Below are 17,730 nucleotides of genomic sequence, written 5' to 3'. Positions count from 1 at the left end.
AGAATCCGGAGAGAAGAGATGAGCGTTTCCAACAACCTTGCCCAGCGCCTCGCGCCCTGGGCCCTGCCGGTGGGCCTGGTGGTCATCTGGCAACTGGCTGTGGAATTCGGCTGGCTGTCCAGCCGAATCCTGCCGGCACCCAGTGCCGTGGCCGAGGCCGGCTACCACCTGGTGGTCAGCGGCGAGCTCTGGCAGCACCTGGCGATCAGCACCTGGCGCGCCGCTGTCGGCTTTGTCATCGGTGGCAGTATCGGCCTGGTGCTGGGGCTGATCACCGGCCTGTCGAAATGGGGCGAGCGCTTCCTCGACAGCTCCGTGCAGATGATCCGCAACGTACCGCACCTGGCGCTGATCCCGCTGGTGATCCTGTGGTTCGGCATCGACGAGTCGGCGAAGATCTTCCTGGTTGCCCTCGGCACCCTGTTCCCGATCTACCTCAACACCTACCACGGCATCCGCAACATTGATCCGGGCCTGCTGGAAATGTCGCGCAGCTACGGGCTGTCCGGCTTCGCCCTGTTCCGCCAGGTGATCCTGCCCGGCGCGCTGCCCTCGATCCTGGTCGGCGTGCGCTTCGCCCTGGGCTTCATGTGGCTGACCCTGATCGTCGCCGAGACCATCTCCGCCAACTCCGGCATCGGTTACCTGGCAATGAACGCCCGTGAATTCCTGCAGACCGATGTGGTGGTGCTGGCGATTCTGCTCTACGCCGTGCTTGGCAAGCTGGCTGACCTGGCAGCCCGTGGATTGGAACGCATCTGGCTGCGCTGGCACCCGGCCTATCAGGTGAAAGGAGGTGCGGCATGAACGCAGTGAATCAGTTGCCGCAACAACTCAAGAAAGGCATCCCGCTGGCGCTGGAAAACGTGCGCAAGCGCTTCGGCGAGCGTGAGGTGCTCAAGGGCATCGACCTGCGGATTCCCGCCGGCCAGTTCGTCGCCATCGTCGGCCGCAGCGGTTGCGGCAAGAGCACCCTGCTGCGTCTGCTAGCCGGGCTGGATGAAGCCAGCGACGGCCAGTTGCTGGCCGGCTCCGCGCCGCTGGAAAGCGCCCGCGAAGAGACTCGCCTGATGTTCCAGGATTCGCGCTTGCTGCCCTGGAAGCGGGTGATCGACAACGTCGGCCTCGGCCTGAAAGGCGACTGGCGTCCCAAGGCGCTGGAAGCGTTGGCGGCGGTGGGCCTGTCCGACCGTGCCCACGAATGGCCGGCGGGTCTGTCCGGTGGCCAGAAGCAGCGCGTGGCACTGGCCCGTGCGCTGATCCACCAGCCGCGCCTGCTGTTGCTCGACGAGCCACTGGGTGCGCTGGATGCCCTGACCCGCATCGAGATGCAACAGCTGATCGAAGGTCTCTGGCAGCAGCATGGCTTCACGGTGCTGCTGGTCACCCACGACGTCGCCGAGGCCGTGGCCATCGCCGACCGGGTGATCCTCATCGAGGACGGCGAGATCGGCCTGGACCTCAACGTCGACCTGCACCGGCCGCGCGCCCGTGGTTCGGCACGCCTGGCCACGCTGGAAGCCGAAGTGCTCGAGCGCGTGCTTTCGCTGCCGGCCCAGCCACCCGAGCCGGAGCCCGTATCCCCACTGCCCACGCAACTGCGCTGGGCGCTCTGATCCAACGTTCGCATTCTCCCAAGGAGCTACGCCATGACCATCAAAGCCATCAACGTCCGCAACCAGTTCAAAGGCACCATCAAGGAAATCGTCGAAGGCGATGTGCTGTCGGAAATCGACGTGCAGACCGCCGCCGGCATCGTCACCTCGGTGATCACCACCCGTTCCGTGAAAGAGCTGGAACTGGCCATTGGCAGTGAAGTGATCGCCTTCGTGAAATCCACCGAGGTCTCCATCGCCAAGCTGTGAGTGCGGCGCTGGAACCCAACGGGCAACCCGGAAACGGGCTGCCCGTTTTCTTTTGTGCGCGCGGTATCCGGGCTGCTGTTGTAGGAGCGAGCTTGCTCGCGAACCTGCTCAACGCCGAAGCAGCCTGGAATCGATTCGCGAGCAAGCTCGCTCCTACAGGTCAGGCCCACCGTTGCGCCGGTGATCGCTGGCTAGAGCAATTGCTCTATTTCCCCTAGACTCCGCTCAAACCAACAAGAGAAAGGAGTCCCGCATGTCCCTGAGTCCCTCTGCCTTCGCGTTGCTCGGCCTGGTTGCCTGGACCGTGCTGCTGGTCCTGCTGCTGGTCAACCAGCGCGGCCTGCTGGTGATGTCCGGCCGCATGAAGGTCAACGTCTTCGCCGCTGACGGCAGCAACACCCCCGGCACCTTCGGCCAGCGCCTGGTGCGTGCCCACGCCAATTGCGTGGAGAACGTGCCACTGTTTTGCGCGGTGCTGCTCTATGCGATGGTCACCCAGCAGACGGTGATCACCGACCCGCTGGCGCCAACCCTGCTGGTGGCGCGCATCGTCCAGTCGGTGGTGCACCTGCTCAGTACTTCGGCGCTGGCGGTGTGGGTGCGCTTTGCTGCCTTCTTCGTCCAGCTGATCATCCTGATCTGGTGGCTGCTGCGCCTCTCCACGCTGGTCTGACTGTCAGCGACGCGCCGTTGTCGACCGGCGACCGGAACAGTTGCACCGCGCAACTGTTCCTATGGGGCGATACCGCCATGACTTAGCATGGCGGACCGCACACGCGTCGAGGCACTCATGCACGTTTCATCCGGCCGCTGGCAATTCGGCCTGTTCCTGGCCCTGGTCACCGCCGTCCTCTGGGGCATCCTGCCGATCAAGCTCAAGGAAGTCCTGAAGGTCATGGACCCGATCACCGTCACCTGGTTTCGCCTGGTGGTGTCGGGTGGACTGTTGTTGATCTACCTGGGTTTCACCCGCCAGCTGCCGAGCTTCTCGCCGCTGGGAAAGCGCGGCAAGGGGTTGGTGCTGGTTGCCATTCTCGGTCTCACCGGCAACTACGTCTGCTACCTCATCGGCCTGCGCATGCTGACGCCGGGGACCACGCAACTGGTGATCCAGATCGCGCCGATCCTCCTGCTCCTGGGCAGCCTGTTCGTCTTCAAGGAGAGCTTCAGCATTGGCCAGGCGCTGGGTCTTGCGGTGCTGATCTTCGGCTTCGGGCTGTTCTTCAACCAGCGCCTGACCGAGCTGTTCGGCTCGCTCGGTGAGTACACCACTGGCGTGCTGATCGTGGTCTTCGCCGCCTTCATCTGGACCTTCTATGGTCTCGCACAAAAACAGCTGCTGACCCAGTGGACCTCGGTGCAGGTGATGATGGTGATCTACCTGGGCTGCGGCGCGCTGCTCACGCCCTGGGCGCATCCGCTGGAGGCGCTGGACCTGTCGCCGCTACAGGGCTGGCTGCTGCTGGCCTGCTGCCTGAACACCCTGGTGGCCTACGGCGCCTTTGCCGAGGCGCTGGCGCACTGGGAAGCCTCGCGGGTCAGCGCGACCCTGGCGATCACGCCGCTCGTGACCTTCGCCTCGGTGGCGCTGGCCGCTTCGATCTGGCCGGAGTTCGTACTGCCGGAAGACCTCAACGGCCTGGCCTATGTCGGCGCACTGCTGGTGGTCAGTGGCTCGGCGCTGACCGCGCTGGCGCCTTCGCTGTTACGCAGCTACCGGGCACGAAGGGCGCGTATCGCCAACGTCTGATTCCGAGGAAAGGCCGCCGTGAGGCGGCCTTCTGCCATCCATCGCTCGCGTTCGACTTCATTTTCGCAAATGATATGTATTATCATTTGTGCCATTCGATGGTTGTCGGGGCCCAGGGCCTCGGTTCGGGGGCGAAGTGGCAGCGGGCAACAGCAGGGCAGGGCAGCGACGCCGGGAGGCGGGCGTCGATGGATGAGCGCTTTTCCCGTTCGGTATCCCAGGCCTATCGCTCCTTCCACGGCGAGTTGCTGCGCTTCCTGCGCAAGCAGCTGGGCAGCTCGGCGGACGCCGCGGACCTCGCCCAGGACGCCTTCGCCCAGTGGCTCAAGTCCTCCTCGCGGCATGAAGTGGAGCAGCCGCGCGCCTTCCTGTTCCAGGTCGCGCGCAACCTGCTGCGCGATCACTGGCAGCGCTCCCGGCGTTTCACCAGCGAGCCGGAAACGGCCAGCGACACCGACCAGCAACCGGCCGCCGAAGGGGGCGAACCCGTGGTGCAGTTCGAGCGACAACGGTATCTTCGCGAGCTTTCCAGGGCACTGGACAGCTTGCCGCCACGGCGTCGCGAGGCGTTCATCCTGCACAAGTTCGATGGCCTCTCGCAGCCCGAGGTGGCCAGGCGCATGGGGATTTCATTGAGCATGGTGGAGAAGCACGTCGCCAGTGCGCTGCTGCATTGCAAGCGTCAGGTTCAGGGGGAGGGCGAAGCATGACGCCGCTAGAAGAGCGCCAGCGAGTGATCGACGAACTGGCCGCCAAGTGGTTCAGCCGCCAGCGCTCGGGAGCCTGGGATGCCCGCGAGCGCCAGGCCTTTTCCGACTGGTTGGCGGAAGACGCTGCCCATGAGTGTGCTTACCGTGAAATCGAACAACTGTGGACTGACCTCGACCAGGTTCGTCGGCCCGCGCTCGCACCGACTCGCCGGCCTGCGCTGCCCTGGCGCGGGCTCGCCGCCGCCAGTCTGTTCCTCGGCGCATTGTTGTTGGCCAACGACTTCAGTGGCGGTCGGCTGGCCGATCCGCAGCAGGTGCAATCCACTGCGCCAGGCGAACAGCGTGAGGTAACGCTGAACGACGGCACACGAGTATTCCTGGCGGCGGATTCGGCACTGAGGGTGGATTACTCCACCCGTTTCCGCGATGTGCAGCTGCTGCGCGGCGAAGCCTATTTCGAAGTGACCCACGAGGCTGACCGGCCTTTCCGCGTGACCGCCGGCGATAGTCGAGTGCGGGTGCTCGGCACCGGCTTCGATGTGCATCGCGAGAGCGATGGGCTGAGCGTCGCCGTGCGCCACGGCAAGGTGGCGTTGCAGGCGCAGCTCGGTGTGTCGGGCGAGCAGACGCTGACGGCGGGCGACCGCGCCCGGTTGTCGAGCGGAGCAGGGGAGGCGCAAGTGGACCGCGTGCCCGTCGCCTCCATCGCCGCCTGGCGTGACGGCATGCTCGCCTTCCGCAACCAGCCGCTGGGTGCGCTGGTCGACGAGCTGTCGCAGTACCGCGCAGCGCCCATCCGCCTGGGCGATGAGCGCCTGGCGAACAAGCCCATCTCCGGCAACGTGCGCCTGGCCCACCCGGACGACTTCCTCGCTGCCCTACCGGTGCTGCTGGACGTGCGCGTGCAGCGCAAGGCCGACGGCAGCGCCGTCATCCTGCCGCGCTGATCGCTTTTTTTGTAGGAGCGAGCTTGCTCGCGAATGTGTTTCCCGGCAGCACCCGAGCTGGGCCGGTTCGCGAGCAAGCTCGCTCCTACGAAAATCCCGAATCCCGAATCCCGAATCCCGAATCCCGAATCCCGAATCCGTTTCCGCTCGCACGTGCTCGGAATCTTTTTTGAGAAATATTTTTATTTGCAGGTGTGGGTTTTTCTCGAATGAGGGTCTTCCCCGTCATTCGCTGCGAAACGCGCAGCGCTTTTCGACCCTGGGGAGGGCCTTGCATGCAGTTTCGATTCAACTTCCCGTTCGCGCGCCCGCTGGGCTGCGCCGTGCTGCTCGGCAGCCTGATGATGGCCGAGTACAGCCGCGCCGCCGACTGGCAGGTCGACCTGCCGGCGCAGGCGCTGAGTGAATCCATCGGCAGCCTGTCACAGCAGGCCGGCGTGCAGGTGCTCTACGACGCCTCCCAATTGGATGGTCTCAAGGCGCCAGCGGTGAGCGGCCGCTACAGCGTGCGGGAAGCGCTGGAGCATCTGCTCAAGGGCTCTTCGCTGGAGCTGGTGGAGGCGGGTGACGGCTTCGTCGTGCGACGTTCGGGCAAGGTCGACAAGTTCAGCGACAACGCCATCGAACTGGATTCGCAGACCATTGTTGGCAGCGGCCTGTCCGTGGACTCCAGCAACGTCGGCCGTTCGACCCTGACCCGCAAGGACATCGAGCGCATCCAGGCCGACAACATTCCCAGCCTCTTGCAGACCCTGCCTGGCGTGACCATGGGCGGCTCGCCCAAGCCGGGCGGGCAGACTGTGAACATCTGGGGCCTGGGCGATGCCGAGGACGTGCCCTTCACCCTCGATGGTGCGCCCAAGAGCGGCTTCGAGCGCTACCAGCAGGGCACCGTGTTCATCGAGCCGGAGCTGATCAAGCGCATCGAAGTGGAGAAGGGCCCGCACTCGGTCTACAACGGCAATGGCGGCTTCGGCGGCACCGTGCACATGGAGACCAAGGATGCTCCGGACATGCTGCGCGATGACCAGAACGTCGGCGCCATGCTCAAGTACGGCTACCACTCCAACGACCAGCAGAAGATCTACAGCGGCGCTGTCTACGGCCGCACCGAGGACCGCAAGGTCGATGCGCTGGCCTACCTCACCGCGCGCGATGGCCGCGACATCAAGCTCGCCGGGCACATCCCCGATCCGAACAACAGCTATCCGATCAACCCCAGTCGCCTGCCCAACAGCGCCCAGGACCTGGACGCCGGGCTGTTCAAGCTGAACCTGCACCCCAACCTCGACAACGACATCAGTCTGGCCTACAGCCGCTCCCACAGTACTCGCTGGACGCCGTTCTCCTCGGCTTCCTACCCGACGCCGCCGACCCAGTCGAGCATCGACCGCTACGGCTACGAGGCCGCGCTCAAGCGTCTGCTGGCGCATCGCGACACCACCGACACCACCTGGTCCGGCAAGTACGAATACCACCCCATCGACAACCCGCTGATCGACCTGATGGTGCAGTACTCCGAGTCGCACATCGACCAGACTGACGAGCGCAACCCGGACGCCTTCTTCCAGGTCTCCACCGGTGGCCGCAAGATGGACACCGACTACAAGGACAAGGTGCTCGAGCTGCGCAACACCAGCCTGTTCGCCACCGGCCAGGTGCAGCATGCCTTTACCGTGGGTACGCAGTTCCACCGCCACACCCGCACCACCGACATGTACATCCCCGGCTCCACCTACGACACCGCGCGCTACAACTACGGCCACTTCCAGCCGACCTTCATGCCCAGCGGCAAGCAGAACACCAACAGCGCCTACATCCAGGACGCGCTGACCCTGGGCAGCGTGACCATCACCCCGTCGTTGCGCTTTGACCACGTGCGCAACCAGGGCAAGGACAACGACGCGCCGCTCTACAACAATGCCGCCCAGGGCCACGACTACAGCTCGCAGACCTACAGTGGCTGGTCGCCGCGCCTGTCGCTGTTCTGGACCGCCACCGAGCGCCTGGGCTTCTTCGCCGACTACAGCCGCACCTGGCGCGCGCCGGTGATCGACGAGATGTACGAGGTGCAGAACAGCAGCACCGTCAGCGCTACCAGCCGCGACCTCGACCCCGAACGCATCCACGCGCTGCGCTTCGGCTCGCTGGTCAACCTGCCGGACCTGTTCATCAACGGTGACAACCTGCAGGTGCGGACCACGCTGTTCCAGAACAAGATCAAGGACGAAATCTTTCGCACCCGCAGCGTCGGTTGCGAGCAGCAGGCCATCGACAACGGCACCATCTCCGGCAGCTGCGGCGACGACCTGCCGCTGTCCAACTACCGCAACCTGCCGGGTGTGACCTACAAGGGCTTCGAGATCGAGAGCTTCTACGACAGCCCCTGGCTGTTCGGCGGGCTGTCGTATTCATGGGTGACCGGCAAGCACGACGGCGCCTACAGCAACCCCTGGGGCCCGAATGTGTGGGCGCGCGACGTGCCGCCGGCCAAGTGGGTCGCCACCCTGGGCACCAAGATCCCGTCCTGGGATGCGCAGATCGGCTGGCAGGGTGAGTTCGTCCGCAAGACCGACCGCCTGCCCAGCGACAAGTACTCCGGCGGCATGGGCACCAGTGTCGGCGACATCTTCTGGGACCAGACCGTCAACGACAGCTACGACACCCACCGTGTCTTCGCCAGCTGGAAGCCGCGCCGCCTGGGCCTGGAGAACACCGAGCTGAACTTCACCGTGGATAACCTGTTCAACCGTGACTATCACCCGGCGCTGGCTGGTGACAGCGTCTACAGCCAGGGCCGCAACGCCAAGTTCAGCCTGACCCAGTACTTCTGAGATGCTCCCTGTCGACTGTAGGAGCGAGCTTGCTCGCGAACGAATTTCCCGGCAGCAGCGGAGCGGGGCGGGTTCGCGAGCAAGCTCGCTCCTACAGACAGGCCGAGCACCAACGAAAACGGGCGCCCGAAGGCGCCCGTTTTTTGTAGCAGGTAGCAGGCTCAGGCCGCCGGGCGTACCACGCGGTACGCCAGGGCACCGATCACGCCGCCCACCAGCGGGCCGACCCAGAACAGCCACAGCTGCTTCATGAACAGCGGGTCGGCGAACAGCGCAACGCCCAGGCTGCGCGCCGGGTTCACCGAGGTGTTGTCGATCGGGATGCTGATCAGGTGGATCAGGGTCAGCGTCAGGCCGATGGCGATCGGCGCGAAACCGGCCGGGGCCAGCTTGCTGTCGGTGGCGCCCATGATCACGAACAAGAAGAACGCGGTCAGCAGCACTTCGATGGCCATCGCCGAGTGCAGGCTGTATCCGGTCGGCGACAGGGCCTCATAACCGTTGGCGGCAAAGCCGGCCAGCGCATCGAAGCCCGGTTTGCCGGAGGCGATGTAGAACAGGACGGCACCGGCGATCACGCCGCCGATGCACTGGGCGACGATGTACGGCACCACATCCAGTGTGCGGACGCGGCCGCCGGCCCACAGGCCAAGGGTGACGGCGGGGTTCAGGTGGCAACCGGAGATCGGGCCGATGGCATAGGCCATGGTGACCACGGTCAGGCCGAAGGCGAGGGCGACACCCAGGACGCCAATGGCGTGGGCGGCGAAGATGGCGCTGCCGCAACCACCGAACACCAGCCAGAACGTGCCGATCATTTCGGCGGAAAGTTTGCGAAGCATGCTGCCTCCAGGGGCAAGAGGAACCCCGAATTGGGGCGAGCGCATGCTAGGGAAGTCGAGGGTTGGCGCGGTGTAGGGGAATTCCCAACGCGTAGGGAGTGCCTTCCGAATGGAGTGCCGACGGTAGGGTGGATAGCGCCTCACGCGCTATCCACCACCCCATTACACCTGCGTGCCCAGTTGTTCCGCCCGCCGCAGCCAGCCTTGCCGCTGCTCCTCGCCGGAGCCGCGTACCGGGCTGAACTCCTCCAGGTGGTGCAGGGCGATGCCGCAGGGCGCGAGGATGCAGCGGGTCATCTGCCGGTGGGCCGGGGCACCCTGGCGCAGGCGATAGTGCCAGTGGGTCTGGTCATGGCTGACCAGCAGGTCGGCGCTGCGTCCACCCAGCAGTGGCTCGAACTCGCGGGATTCCATCGAGCGGTAGCGGAAGGCGAAGCCTGGCTGCAGTACGCGATCGAAGAACCCCTGCAGCAGCGCCGGCAGGCCGCCCCACCAGACCGGGTAGACGAAGGCGATGTGTTGCGCCCAGTGGATCTGTCGCTGGGCTTCGAGCACATCCGGCTCCAACGTCTGCCCCAGTTCGTAGCCGCCGCGCAGCACCGGGTCGAAGTTCATCTCGCCGAGCTTGAGCGTGTGCACCACATGGCCCTTGGCGCGGGCGCCATGGGCATAGGCGTCGGCCACCGCGTGGCAGAAGCCGCCGGGTTTGGGCGAGCCCAGTACCAACAGCACGCGCTTGCCGTCGCCCTCGAAGGGTGTGGCGCCATGCTTGGCCGCTTCAGCCATTCTGGCCTGCCTCCAGCATGGTTTCCGGGCGCACCCACTGGTCGAACTCGGCGTCGGTCAGGTAGCCCAGCTCCAGTGCGGCTTCGCGCAAGGTCTTGCCTTCGGCGTAGGCCTTCTTGGCGATCTCGGCGGCCTTGTCGTAACCGATGTGCGGATTCAGCGCGGTCACCAGCATCAGTCCGCGGTCAAGGTGCTCGCGCATCTTCGCTGCGTCCGGCTCCATGCCGGCGATGCAGTGGGTGTTGAAGTTGCGGCAACCGTCGGCCAGCAGGCGCGCGGATTCCAGCAGGTTGTGGATGATCACCGGCTTGTAGACGTTGAGCTGCAGGTGGCCCTGGCTGGCGGCGAAGGTGATGGCGGCATCGTTGCCGAAGACCTGGCAGGCGAGCATCGACAACGCCTCGCATTGGGTCGGGTTGACCTTGCCGGGCATGATCGAGGAGCCCGGTTCGTTGGCCGGCAGCTTCACCTCGGCGAATCCCGCGCGGGGGCCGGAGCCGAGCAGGCGCAGGTCGTTGGCGATCTTCATCAGGGCCACGGCGAGGGTCTTCATGGCTCCGGCCAGGGTCACCAGCGGTTCGTGGCCGGCGAGGGCGGCGAACTTGTTCGGTGCGGAAACGAAGGGCAGGCCGGAAAGGTCGGCCAGCTCGGCGGCAATGGCGTCGGCGAATTCCTTGGGGGCGTTCAGCCCGGTGCCGACGGCAGTGCCGCCCTGGGCCAGCTCGTAGACAGCCGGCAGTGCCGCGCGAAGGGCGCGCTCGGCGTAGTCCAACTGGGCGACGAAGGCAGAGAGTTCCTGGCCGAAGGTGACCGGTGTGGCGTCCATCAGGTGGGTGCGCCCGGTCTTCACCAGATTGGCGTGGCGCGCGGCCTGCTGGGCGAGGCCACCGCTGAGCTCGGCAATGGCCGGCAGCAGGTCGTTCTGCACCGCTTGCGCGGCGGCGATGTGCATGGCAGTGGGGAAACTGTCGTTGGAGCTCTGCGCGCGGTTGACGTGGTCGTTGGGGTGCACCGGCTTCTTGCCGCCGCGGCCGTTGCCGGCGATCTCGTTGGCGCGCCCGGCGATCACCTCATTGACGTTCATGTTGCTCTGGGTACCGCTGCCGGTCTGCCAGACGACGAGGGGGAACTGGTCGTCGTGCTCGCCCGCGAGCACTTCGTCGGCGGCTTCCTCGATCAGGCTGGTGATGTTCTCCGGTAACTCGCCCAATTGCGCGTTGACCCGCGCGGCGGCTTTCTTGATCAGCGCCAGGGCATGCACCACGGCCAGCGGCATGCGCTGCCCGCCGATGGCGAAGTTCTCCAGCGAGCGCTGGGTCTGCGCGCCCCAGTAGGCGTCTTCGGGGACCTCAATGGGACCAAGGCTGTCGGTTTCGGTGCGGCTCATGGTGCTTCTCCGGAAAAGGGTCTCGGCCAGTTTAGGCCGCTACGGGGCTTCCGGGTTCCACTCTGGCTCAATGGCCGTGATAGAGCGGTTTCAGTGGCGTGTCGTGCTCAGCGACAAGCAGGGAGCCGAAGACCGTCACCAGCGAGCGTGCGTCGAACCGACCCAGCCCAGTGCGCCATTGACCGGCACCAGGTCGCCCTCGGCGCTGCGCAGGGATCCGTCGAAACGGCCGAACCACTGGCAGGTCTCGGCGAACAGCGGGCCCAGCCGCGGGCAGGCGCGGTGCAGCTTGCGCGGCGTGAAGGTGAGGTCGACGCGATCGTCGCTGCCGTGCAATTGCCAAGGCGACAACGGGTCGTGCGGCACCTGGCGGATATCCACAGGGCCGTCCAGCGCCTGCAACTCGCCGCCGAACCACAGGGCGTTCTCGCTCAGGTGGCTGTTTTCCGTCCAGCCAGCGCCGAAGTTGCCGGCGATGCCCCCGGGCGCGGCAAAGGCGGCGCGGGTCCATTGAGTATTGAACGGCCAGACGCCCCGGCCGAAATCCAGCGCGGCGAAGCTCTGGCCGTCGGTGCAGCGGTAGGTCTTGTGGCCGAGGGTCAGGCTGCCACTGATCGGCAAGCCCATCTGCCGGCTGCAGGCATGGAAGCACTTGCCGCCCATGGGCACCACCAGGTTGACTGACTCCAGGTGAGCCGGGCGCTGTACTTCCAGGGAGAGGTTCAGCGGCTGGCCGCCCAGGTTCGGCGCGCAGGCGGTGATGCGCAGCTGGCCGGGCTGCTCGTCGAAGCCCAGGCACAGCTGGCCGTGTTCGAAGCGGTGGCTCTGGTTCGGCGTGTCCGGCAGGTGGCAGCCCAGGCCGAAGGGGCTGAACTGGGTGCGGTGCACCGACTGTCCGGTTTCCAGGTCGAGGAAGTACACGGCGCCGTAGCCCAGGTAGTCGAGGTCGGCGATGGTGATCGAGAGCATCCAGCCCGGCGCGTTGATGCACCAGTGGTTCCAGCGCTTGCGCCGGCCGGCGTTGCCGGAGAGCTGGCAGAGCGTCTGTGGCCGCGACGACCAGCCCACGGCCGCGCTGTTCAGGCGGCCACGCGCATCGCACAGGGGCGGCGCGGCGACGAGCGTCGGCGGGTGGGTGAGGGTGTTCATCGGTCACATCCGTGTGGCAACGCGCCGCAGCATGCCGTTTCGGGAACTGTACGACAAGAGAAGCCGGTCACTTCCAGGCCATTTGGCACTCTCTTGAGCACATTCCGAACTTAGGCGCAGAATGGCGGGTCCCACCCGGACACCCTTCAGACTCACAGGACTGCCCCATGACCGTTCTTCGTTCCCTCTGCACCGCAGCACTTCTGGTTGGCTTCAGTTCCGTGGCACTGGCTGACGCCAACGCCGAGGCGGAGAAATTCCTCAAGCAGGTCCATGCCGACAAGCTGACCGTGCCGGTCTACGCGCAAGTCCAGCAGATGCTCGCCCAGCGCTTCGCCCAGGCCAAGGCGCCGGACAGCAAGAAGGCCGTGCTCGACCGTTACCAGGCCAAGGCCAACGCCGAACTGGACCGCGCCGTGGGCTGGGACAAGCTCAAGCCTGAACTGGTCAAGCTCTACACCGCCAACTTCAGCGAGTCCGAGCTCAAGCAGCTGAACGATTTCTACGCATCGCCCCTGGGCCGCAAGGTCCTGGAGAAGATGCCGCGCCTGACCGCCGAATCCGCCCAGCTGACCCAGGCCAAACTGCAGACCGCAGTCGAGCCGGTGAACAAGCTGATGGCTGATATGGACAAGGAGCTGGGCGTGAAGGCCCCGGCCGCTCCCGCCAAGAAGCCCTGATCGTCCTGATTTCCACCCGCCTGAACCGTACTGACTGCCAGCGAGACCCGACATGAGCATGCGTGACCGTATCCAGACCGCCCTGAGCGCCCTCGAACCCCAGCACCTTGACGTACTGGACGAGAGCCACATGCACAGCCGCGGACAGGAAACGCACTACAAGGCCGTGATCGTCAGCCCGGTGTTCGCCGGGCTGAACGCGGTGAAGCGGCATCAGAAGGTCTACGCCACCCTCGGCGATCTGATGAGCCAGTTCCACGCCCTGGCCATGCACACCTACACCCCCGAGGAGTGGGCGCAGCAGGGCGCGGCGCCGGATTCACCGACCTGCCGCGGCGGCAGCAAGCACGATCAGCATTGATTGGCGAGCTGACCAAGCGCGTGCGGGCCTGGCCCCGCTCCGTGTAGAATGCGATACCCAGCGCCGGCCTTTGGCCGGCGCTGTCATTTTCAGCTTCTGATTCCGCTGTCGTTTCAGGCTGTCGATCCAAAGAGCCCGGTCCGCCCTTTACGCGGGCGACCACTGGAGTGATGCATGACCACCGAAAGAATCGTCGTCGCGGCGTTGTACAAGTTCGTCTCCCTGCCCGATTACGTCGCCCTGCGCGAACCCCTGCTGCAGACCCTGCTGGATAACGGCGTGAAGGGCACCCTGCTGCTCGCCGAGGAAGGCATCAACGGCACCGTCTCCGGCACCCGCGCCGGCATCGACGGCCTGCTCGCCTGGCTGCGCACCGACCCGCGCCTGGCCGACGTGGACCACAAGGAGTCCTACTGCGACGAGCAGCCCTTCTACCGCACCAAGGTCAAGCTGAAGAAGGAAATCGTCACCCTTGGCGTGCCGGGCGTGGACCCGAACGCGCAGGTCGGTACCTACGTCGAGCCCAGGGACTGGAACGCGCTGATCTCCGATCCGGAAGTCCTGCTGATCGATACCCGTAATGACTACGAAGTGGCCATCGGCACCTTCGAGGGCGCCATCGACCCGAAGACCAAGTCGTTCCGCGAGTTTCCCGACTACATCCGCGAGCATTACGACCCGGCGAAGCACAAGAAGGTCGCGATGTTCTGCACTGGCGGCATCCGCTGCGAGAAGGCCTCGAGCTACATGCTCAACGAAGGCTTCGAAGAGGTGTTCCATCTCAAGGGCGGCATCCTCAAGTACCTGGAGGAAGTGCCCGAGGCCGAGACCCTCTGGCGCGGCGACTGCTTCGTGTTCGACAACCGCGTGACCGTGCGCCATGACCTGACCGAAGGCGACTACGATCAGTGCCATGCCTGCCGCAACCCGATCTCGGTCGAGGATCGCGCCTCGGAACATTACGCGCCGGGCATCAGCTGCCCGCACTGCTGGGACTCGCTGTCGGAGAAGACCCGCGCCAGTGCCCGCGAGCGGCAGAAGCAGATCGAGCTGGCGCGCGAGCGCAATCAGCCGCACCCCATTGGCCGTGATCCCCGTGCGGAGAACTGATCCATGACCAGCCGCCTGCTCTACGTGATGGACCCGATGTGCTCCTGGTGCTGGGGCTTCGCTCCGGTCGCCGGGAAGCTGGTGGAGCAGGCGCGCGCCGCGGGCGTGCCGCTGGCGCTGGTGATGGGCGGGCTGCGCACGGGGCAGGGCGCCGCGCTGGAACCGACCACCAAGCGCTACATCCTCGAACACTGGCAGGCGGTGCATGAAGCCACCGGCCAGCCGTTCCGCTTCGAAAACGCCCTGCCTGACGGCTTCGTCTACGACACCGAGCCGGCCTGCCGGGCGGTGGTCACCGCACGCCGCCTGGACGAGGACTGCGCCTGGGCGCTGGTCGGCGAAATCCAGCGCGCCTTCTACGCCGAAGGCCGCGACGTCACCCAGGCCAGCGTGCTCACCGAGCTGGCCGAACAGGTCGGCCTGCCGCGCATCGAGTTTGCCGAAGCCTTCGACAGCCAGGACAACCACCTGGCGACCCTGGCCGATTTTTCCTGGGCACGCGACCTGGGTATCGCCGGCTTTCCCACAGTGTTGGCCGAACGCGATGGCCAGTTGGCCCTGCTGACCAACGGCTACCAGCCGCTGCTGGATCGTTGGCTGGAGCGCGGGCGGCATGCCTGAGCTGTCCGCTGACCGCCTGAGCTGGGCGGAGATTCGCCGGCTCGCGTTCCGTCATCGCAAGGCTCTGATCCTCGCCAACCTGGTCGCCGTACTGGCGACCGCCTGCAGCGTACCGATCCCGCTGCTGCTGCCGCTGCTGGTCGATGAGGTGCTGCTGGGCAAGGGTGATGCCGCCCTGCAGGTGATGAACCACTGGCTGCCTGACGGCTGGCACAAACCGGTCGGCTATATCGGCCTGATGCTGCTGGTGACCCTCGTGCTGCGCAGCTGCGCGCTGGTGTTCAACGTGCTGCAGGCCAAGCTGTTCGCGCGGCTGTCAAAGGACGTGGTGTACCGCATCCGCCTGCGCCTGATCGAGCGGCTGAAACGCATCGCCTTGGTCGAGTACGAGACCCTCGGCGGTGGCTCGGTCAGCGCGCACCTGGTGACCGATCTCGACACCCTCGACAAGTTCGTCGGCGACACCCTGAGCCGCTTCCTGGTGGCGCTGCTGACCCTCTGCGGCACCGCCGGCATCCTGATCTGGATGCACTGGAAACTGGCGCTGCTGATCCTGTTGTTCAACCCGCTGGTGATCTTCGCCACGGTGCAGCTGGGCAAGCGCGTGAAGCACCTGAAGAAGCTGGAGAACGACAGCACCTCGCGCTTCACCCAGGCACTGACCGAAACCCTCGAAGCCATCCAGGAAGTGCGTGCCGGCAACCGCCAGGGCTTCTTCCTCGGCCGCCTGGGTGTGCGTGCCCGCGAGGTGCGCGACTACGCCGTTGCCTCGCAGTGGAAGAGCGACGCCGCCGGGCGTGCCAGCGGCCTGCTGTTCCAGTTCGGTATCGACCTGTTCCGTGCCGCAGCGATGGTCACCGTATTGTTTTCCGACCTGTCCATCGGCCAGATGCTCGCGGTGTTCAGCTACCTCTGGTTCATGATCGGCCCGGTGGAGCAGCTGCTCAGCCTGCAGTACGCCTATTACGCCGCCGGCGGCGCGCTGACCCGCATCAACGAGTTGCTGGCGCGCGCCGACGAGCCGCATTACGAGCACCGTCGTGATCCGTTCGCCGGGCACACCAGCGTTGGTATCCAGGTGCGCGACCTGAGCTTCGCCTACCGCGACGAACGCGTGCTGGATGGCCTTGACCTGGATATCGCCCCCGGCGAGAAGGTCGCCATCGTCGGTGCCAGTGGCGGCGGCAAGAGCACCCTGGTGCAGCTGCTGCTGGGCCTCTACCAGCCTCAGTCCGGCTGCATCCGCTACGGTGGCGCGGCGCTGGAAGAGATCGGTCTGGATTGCGTGCGTGAGCAGGTGGCGGTTGTGCTGCAGCACCCGGCATTGTTCAACGACACGGTGCGCGCCAACCTGACCATGGGCCGGGAGCGCGGTGACGAAGCCTGCTGGCGTGCGCTGGAAGTGGCACAGCTGGCAGACACCATCCGTGCCCTGCCGCAGGGGCTGGACAGTGTGGTTGGGCGCTCCGGTGTGCGGCTCTCCGGTGGCCAGCGCCAGCGCCTGGCGATTGCGCGCATGGTACTTGCCGAACCCAAGGTGGTGATCCTCGACGAGGCGACCTCCGCCCTCGACGCCGCCACCGAATACGCCTTGCACCAGGCATTGGAGCGCTTCCTCGAAGGTCGCACCACGCTGATCATCGCCCACCGCCTGTCCGCGGTGAAACAGGCCGACCGCGTGCTGGTATTCGACGGCGGGCGTATTGCCGAGGATGGCGACCACCAGCAACTCATCGCCGAAGGCGGGCTCTACGCGCGCCTGTATGGGCACCTGCAGCAGAGCTGATCAGCCGTAGCGGGTGACTTCGAGGAAGGCCACGCAATTGCCCAGGTCGTGGAAGACCCGCGCGCTGCCGATGTCGTTGTAGGGAATGCCCAGCAGCAGGTCGAGCAGGCAGGCGTCGCTGCGGTAGTGCGGGTGCCAGTCCAGCAGGCCTTCGAGGTAGGCGATGCCCGGCACGCCGGGGAGGAAGTTGCCCATCAGCAGGCGTCCGCCGGGCAGCAGGCGGGCGAAGAGGTTGCGGGTCAGGTCGCGGGCGTCGTGGTCGTCCAGCACCTCGTACAGGCCCGGCGAGTAGATCAGGTCGAAATGGCTGAGATCCTGGCGTCCGTAGAACAGGTCATCGAGGTTGCACTGCTGTGTCTGGATGCCGAGCGCGGCGTAGCTGGCTTCCACCGTCTGCAGGGACAGCGCCTGCGCATCCAGCGCGGTGAACTGGCGGAACTGGCCATGGCGCAACGAGCGCGCCAGCTCGACCTCGCGCAGGTGCCCGCAGCCCACGCAGAGGATGCGCGCCTGGCCGCTGAGCTGGTCGCAGCAGCGGTCGATCTCCCTTGCCAGCAACTGGCGGCGCGAGCGCAGTGCGCGGGAGGCGGGGGCGGAGCTGGCGTAGCGGAACAACTCCTCGGTAGGCCCGTCGGGCAGCAGCGAGCGCAGGGTGCTGTCGATGCCGTAGAGGTAGTCCATCAGCACGGCATTGCCGGCGCCTTCACCCATCGGTCGTTCGCGACGCCGGGGGAAAGGCACTACGCGCGGGGCTTCGCCCGGCGGTGCGCTGCCCGTGGCGAGCGCCAGCAGGCCCGTCTCGTCATCCCTGAGGTGACGCAGCTGCTGTTCGAGTTGCTCGATGGCTTCGGTTAGCGAGTTCGGATTCTGCTGGGTGCCGTTGTCCATGCCGTCCACCTGGG

17 protein-coding genes and 1 pseudogene are annotated in these 17,730 nt (G+C 65.9%); 13 read left to right on the top strand and 5 right to left on the bottom strand.

The features are described 5' to 3' along the window. Positions 1-18: 18 nt before the first annotated feature. The 8 genes from ssuC to ACKI1H_RS26285 all read left to right on the top strand — a co-directional run bounded on the left by ssuC (position 19) and on the right by ACKI1H_RS26285 (position 8,106). Positions 19-807, top strand: a complete 789-nt coding sequence (gene ssuC / locus ACKI1H_RS26320; RefSeq protein WP_138520445.1) for an aliphatic sulfonate ABC transporter permease SsuC — start codon at positions 19-21, stop codon at positions 805-807. Continuing rightward, positions 804-1,616, top strand: a complete 813-nt coding sequence (ssuB, locus tag ACKI1H_RS26315) for an aliphatic sulfonates ABC transporter ATP-binding protein (protein WP_440466808.1) — start codon at positions 804-806, stop codon at positions 1,614-1,616. Before ssuC ends, ssuB begins: the two co-directional genes overlap by 4 nt. A gap of 33 nt (positions 1,617-1,649) precedes the next feature. Beyond that, positions 1,650-1,865, top strand: a complete 216-nt coding sequence (locus ACKI1H_RS26310; RefSeq protein ID WP_017517652.1) for a TOBE domain-containing protein — start codon at positions 1,650-1,652, stop codon at positions 1,863-1,865. Positions 1,866-2,118: 253 nt separating this feature from the next. Further along, positions 2,119-2,538: an MAPEG family protein gene (locus tag ACKI1H_RS26305; protein WP_440466807.1), complete on the top strand. Its 420-nt coding sequence runs from the start codon at positions 2,119-2,121 to the stop codon at positions 2,536-2,538. Positions 2,539-2,655: 117 nt separating this feature from the next. Continuing rightward, positions 2,656-3,615, top strand: coding sequence for a DMT family transporter (locus ACKI1H_RS26300; RefSeq protein ID WP_440466806.1), 960 nt, complete (start codon positions 2,656-2,658; stop codon positions 3,613-3,615). Between the two features lie 188 nt (positions 3,616-3,803). After that, positions 3,804-4,325 (top strand): sigma-70 family RNA polymerase sigma factor, encoded by a 522-nt coding sequence (locus tag ACKI1H_RS26295; protein WP_440466805.1) that lies wholly within the window; start codon positions 3,804-3,806, stop codon positions 4,323-4,325. Beyond that, positions 4,322-5,272, top strand: a complete 951-nt coding sequence (locus ACKI1H_RS26290; protein WP_440466804.1) for a FecR family protein — start codon at positions 4,322-4,324, stop codon at positions 5,270-5,272. The genes ACKI1H_RS26295 and ACKI1H_RS26290 overlap by 4 nt, the downstream gene beginning before the upstream one ends. Before the next feature lie 275 nt (positions 5,273-5,547). Further along, positions 5,548-8,106 carry a TonB-dependent hemoglobin/transferrin/lactoferrin family receptor gene (locus ACKI1H_RS26285; protein ID WP_440466803.1) on the top strand — a complete coding sequence of 853 codons (2,559 nt, stop codon included), beginning with the start codon at positions 5,548-5,550 and terminating at the stop codon, positions 8,104-8,106. A 161-nt stretch (positions 8,107-8,267) separates the two neighbouring features. On the opposite strand, the gene aqpZ is transcribed toward ACKI1H_RS26285, so the two are convergent. The 4 genes from aqpZ to ACKI1H_RS26265 form a co-directional block, all read right to left on the bottom strand. Continuing rightward, positions 8,268-8,948 (bottom strand): aquaporin Z, encoded by a 681-nt coding sequence (gene aqpZ, locus ACKI1H_RS26280; protein ID WP_440466802.1) that lies wholly within the window; start codon positions 8,946-8,948, stop codon positions 8,268-8,270. A gap of 162 nt (positions 8,949-9,110) precedes the next feature. After that, positions 9,111-9,734: an NAD(P)H-dependent oxidoreductase gene (locus ACKI1H_RS26275; protein WP_138520453.1), complete on the bottom strand. Its 624-nt coding sequence runs from the start codon at positions 9,732-9,734 to the stop codon at positions 9,111-9,113. Continuing rightward, positions 9,727-11,121, bottom strand: a complete 1,395-nt coding sequence (locus ACKI1H_RS26270) for a class II fumarate hydratase (protein ID WP_440466801.1) — start codon at positions 11,119-11,121, stop codon at positions 9,727-9,729. Before ACKI1H_RS26270 ends, ACKI1H_RS26275 begins: the two co-directional genes overlap by 8 nt. 135 nt (positions 11,122-11,256) lie before the next feature. Continuing rightward, complete coding sequence (locus ACKI1H_RS26265) at positions 11,257-12,270, bottom strand: DUF2804 domain-containing protein (protein ID WP_440466800.1); 1,014 nt, start codon at positions 12,268-12,270, stop codon at positions 11,257-11,259. Between the two features lie 121 nt (positions 12,271-12,391). Here ACKI1H_RS26265 and ACKI1H_RS26260 point away from each other — a divergent pair. From ACKI1H_RS26260 to ACKI1H_RS26240, 5 genes and pseudogenes are all read left to right on the top strand, one after another. Continuing rightward, positions 12,392-12,950 (top strand): annotated as a pseudogene (locus ACKI1H_RS26260) (DUF2059 domain-containing protein). Positions 12,951-13,002: 52 nt separating this feature from the next. After that, positions 13,003-13,311, top strand: a complete 309-nt coding sequence (locus ACKI1H_RS26255; protein ID WP_138520457.1) for a BolA family protein — start codon at positions 13,003-13,005, stop codon at positions 13,309-13,311. A gap of 174 nt (positions 13,312-13,485) precedes the next feature. Then, positions 13,486-14,421, top strand: a complete 936-nt coding sequence (gene trhO, locus ACKI1H_RS26250) for an oxygen-dependent tRNA uridine(34) hydroxylase TrhO (RefSeq protein ID WP_440466799.1) — start codon at positions 13,486-13,488, stop codon at positions 14,419-14,421. Positions 14,422-14,457: 36 nt separating this feature from the next. Continuing rightward, positions 14,458-15,042 (top strand): DsbA family protein, encoded by a 585-nt coding sequence (locus ACKI1H_RS26245; protein WP_440468914.1) that lies wholly within the window; start codon positions 14,458-14,460, stop codon positions 15,040-15,042. Then, on the top strand, positions 15,035-16,828 hold the full coding sequence (locus ACKI1H_RS26240; RefSeq protein ID WP_280055914.1) for an ABC transporter ATP-binding protein: 1,794 nt from the start codon (positions 15,035-15,037) through the stop codon (positions 16,826-16,828). The genes ACKI1H_RS26245 and ACKI1H_RS26240 overlap by 8 nt, the downstream gene beginning before the upstream one ends. Here the strand turns inward: ACKI1H_RS26240 and ACKI1H_RS26235 are convergent, their stop codons facing one another. Continuing rightward, positions 16,829-17,716, bottom strand: coding sequence for a class I SAM-dependent methyltransferase (locus ACKI1H_RS26235; protein ID WP_440466798.1), 888 nt, complete (start codon positions 17,714-17,716; stop codon positions 16,829-16,831). Between the last annotated feature and the right edge of the window lie 14 nt (positions 17,717-17,730).

This window comes from Pseudomonas sp. YH-1, from assembly GCF_051990045.1.
GTDB lineage: Bacteria > Pseudomonadota > Gammaproteobacteria > Pseudomonadales > Pseudomonadaceae > Pseudomonas > Pseudomonas nicosulfuronedens.
The sequence above is the reverse complement of the archived record's forward strand: the minus strand, read 5'-3'. Positions and strand labels throughout refer to the sequence as shown.

Coding starts and splice junctions, on each gene's coding strand:
- trhO (WP_440466799.1), top strand. CDS start 13,486: ATGACCACCGAAAGAATCGTCGTCGCGGCGTTGTACAAGTTCGTCTCC.
- ACKI1H_RS26255 (WP_138520457.1), top strand. CDS start 13,003: ATGAGCATGCGTGACCGTATCCAGACCGCCCTGAGCGCCCTCGAACCC.
- ACKI1H_RS26245 (WP_440468914.1), top strand. CDS start 14,458: ATGTGCTCCTGGTGCTGGGGCTTCGCTCCGGTCGCCGGGAAGCTGGTG.
- ssuB (WP_440466808.1), top strand. CDS start 804: ATGAACGCAGTGAATCAGTTGCCGCAACAACTCAAGAAAGGCATCCCG.
- ACKI1H_RS26310 (WP_017517652.1), top strand. CDS start 1,650: ATGACCATCAAAGCCATCAACGTCCGCAACCAGTTCAAAGGCACCATC.
- ACKI1H_RS26275 (WP_138520453.1), bottom strand. CDS start 9,734: ATGGCTGAAGCGGCCAAGCATGGCGCCACACCCTTCGAGGGCGACGGC.
- ACKI1H_RS26270 (WP_440466801.1), bottom strand. CDS start 11,121: ATGAGCCGCACCGAAACCGACAGCCTTGGTCCCATTGAGGTCCCCGAA.
- ACKI1H_RS26290 (WP_440466804.1), top strand. CDS start 4,322: ATGACGCCGCTAGAAGAGCGCCAGCGAGTGATCGACGAACTGGCCGCC.
- ACKI1H_RS26235 (WP_440466798.1), bottom strand. CDS start 17,716: ATGGACAACGGCACCCAGCAGAATCCGAACTCGCTAACCGAAGCCATC.
- ACKI1H_RS26265 (WP_440466800.1), bottom strand. CDS start 12,270: ATGAACACCCTCACCCACCCGCCGACGCTCGTCGCCGCGCCGCCCCTG.
- ACKI1H_RS26305 (WP_440466807.1), top strand. CDS start 2,119: ATGTCCCTGAGTCCCTCTGCCTTCGCGTTGCTCGGCCTGGTTGCCTGG.
- ACKI1H_RS26240 (WP_280055914.1), top strand. CDS start 15,035: ATGCCTGAGCTGTCCGCTGACCGCCTGAGCTGGGCGGAGATTCGCCGG.
- ACKI1H_RS26295 (WP_440466805.1), top strand. CDS start 3,804: ATGGATGAGCGCTTTTCCCGTTCGGTATCCCAGGCCTATCGCTCCTTC.
- aqpZ (WP_440466802.1), bottom strand. CDS start 8,948: ATGCTTCGCAAACTTTCCGCCGAAATGATCGGCACGTTCTGGCTGGTG.
- ACKI1H_RS26285 (WP_440466803.1), top strand. CDS start 5,548: ATGCAGTTTCGATTCAACTTCCCGTTCGCGCGCCCGCTGGGCTGCGCC.
- ACKI1H_RS26300 (WP_440466806.1), top strand. CDS start 2,656: ATGCACGTTTCATCCGGCCGCTGGCAATTCGGCCTGTTCCTGGCCCTG.
- ssuC (WP_138520445.1), top strand. CDS start 19: ATGAGCGTTTCCAACAACCTTGCCCAGCGCCTCGCGCCCTGGGCCCTG.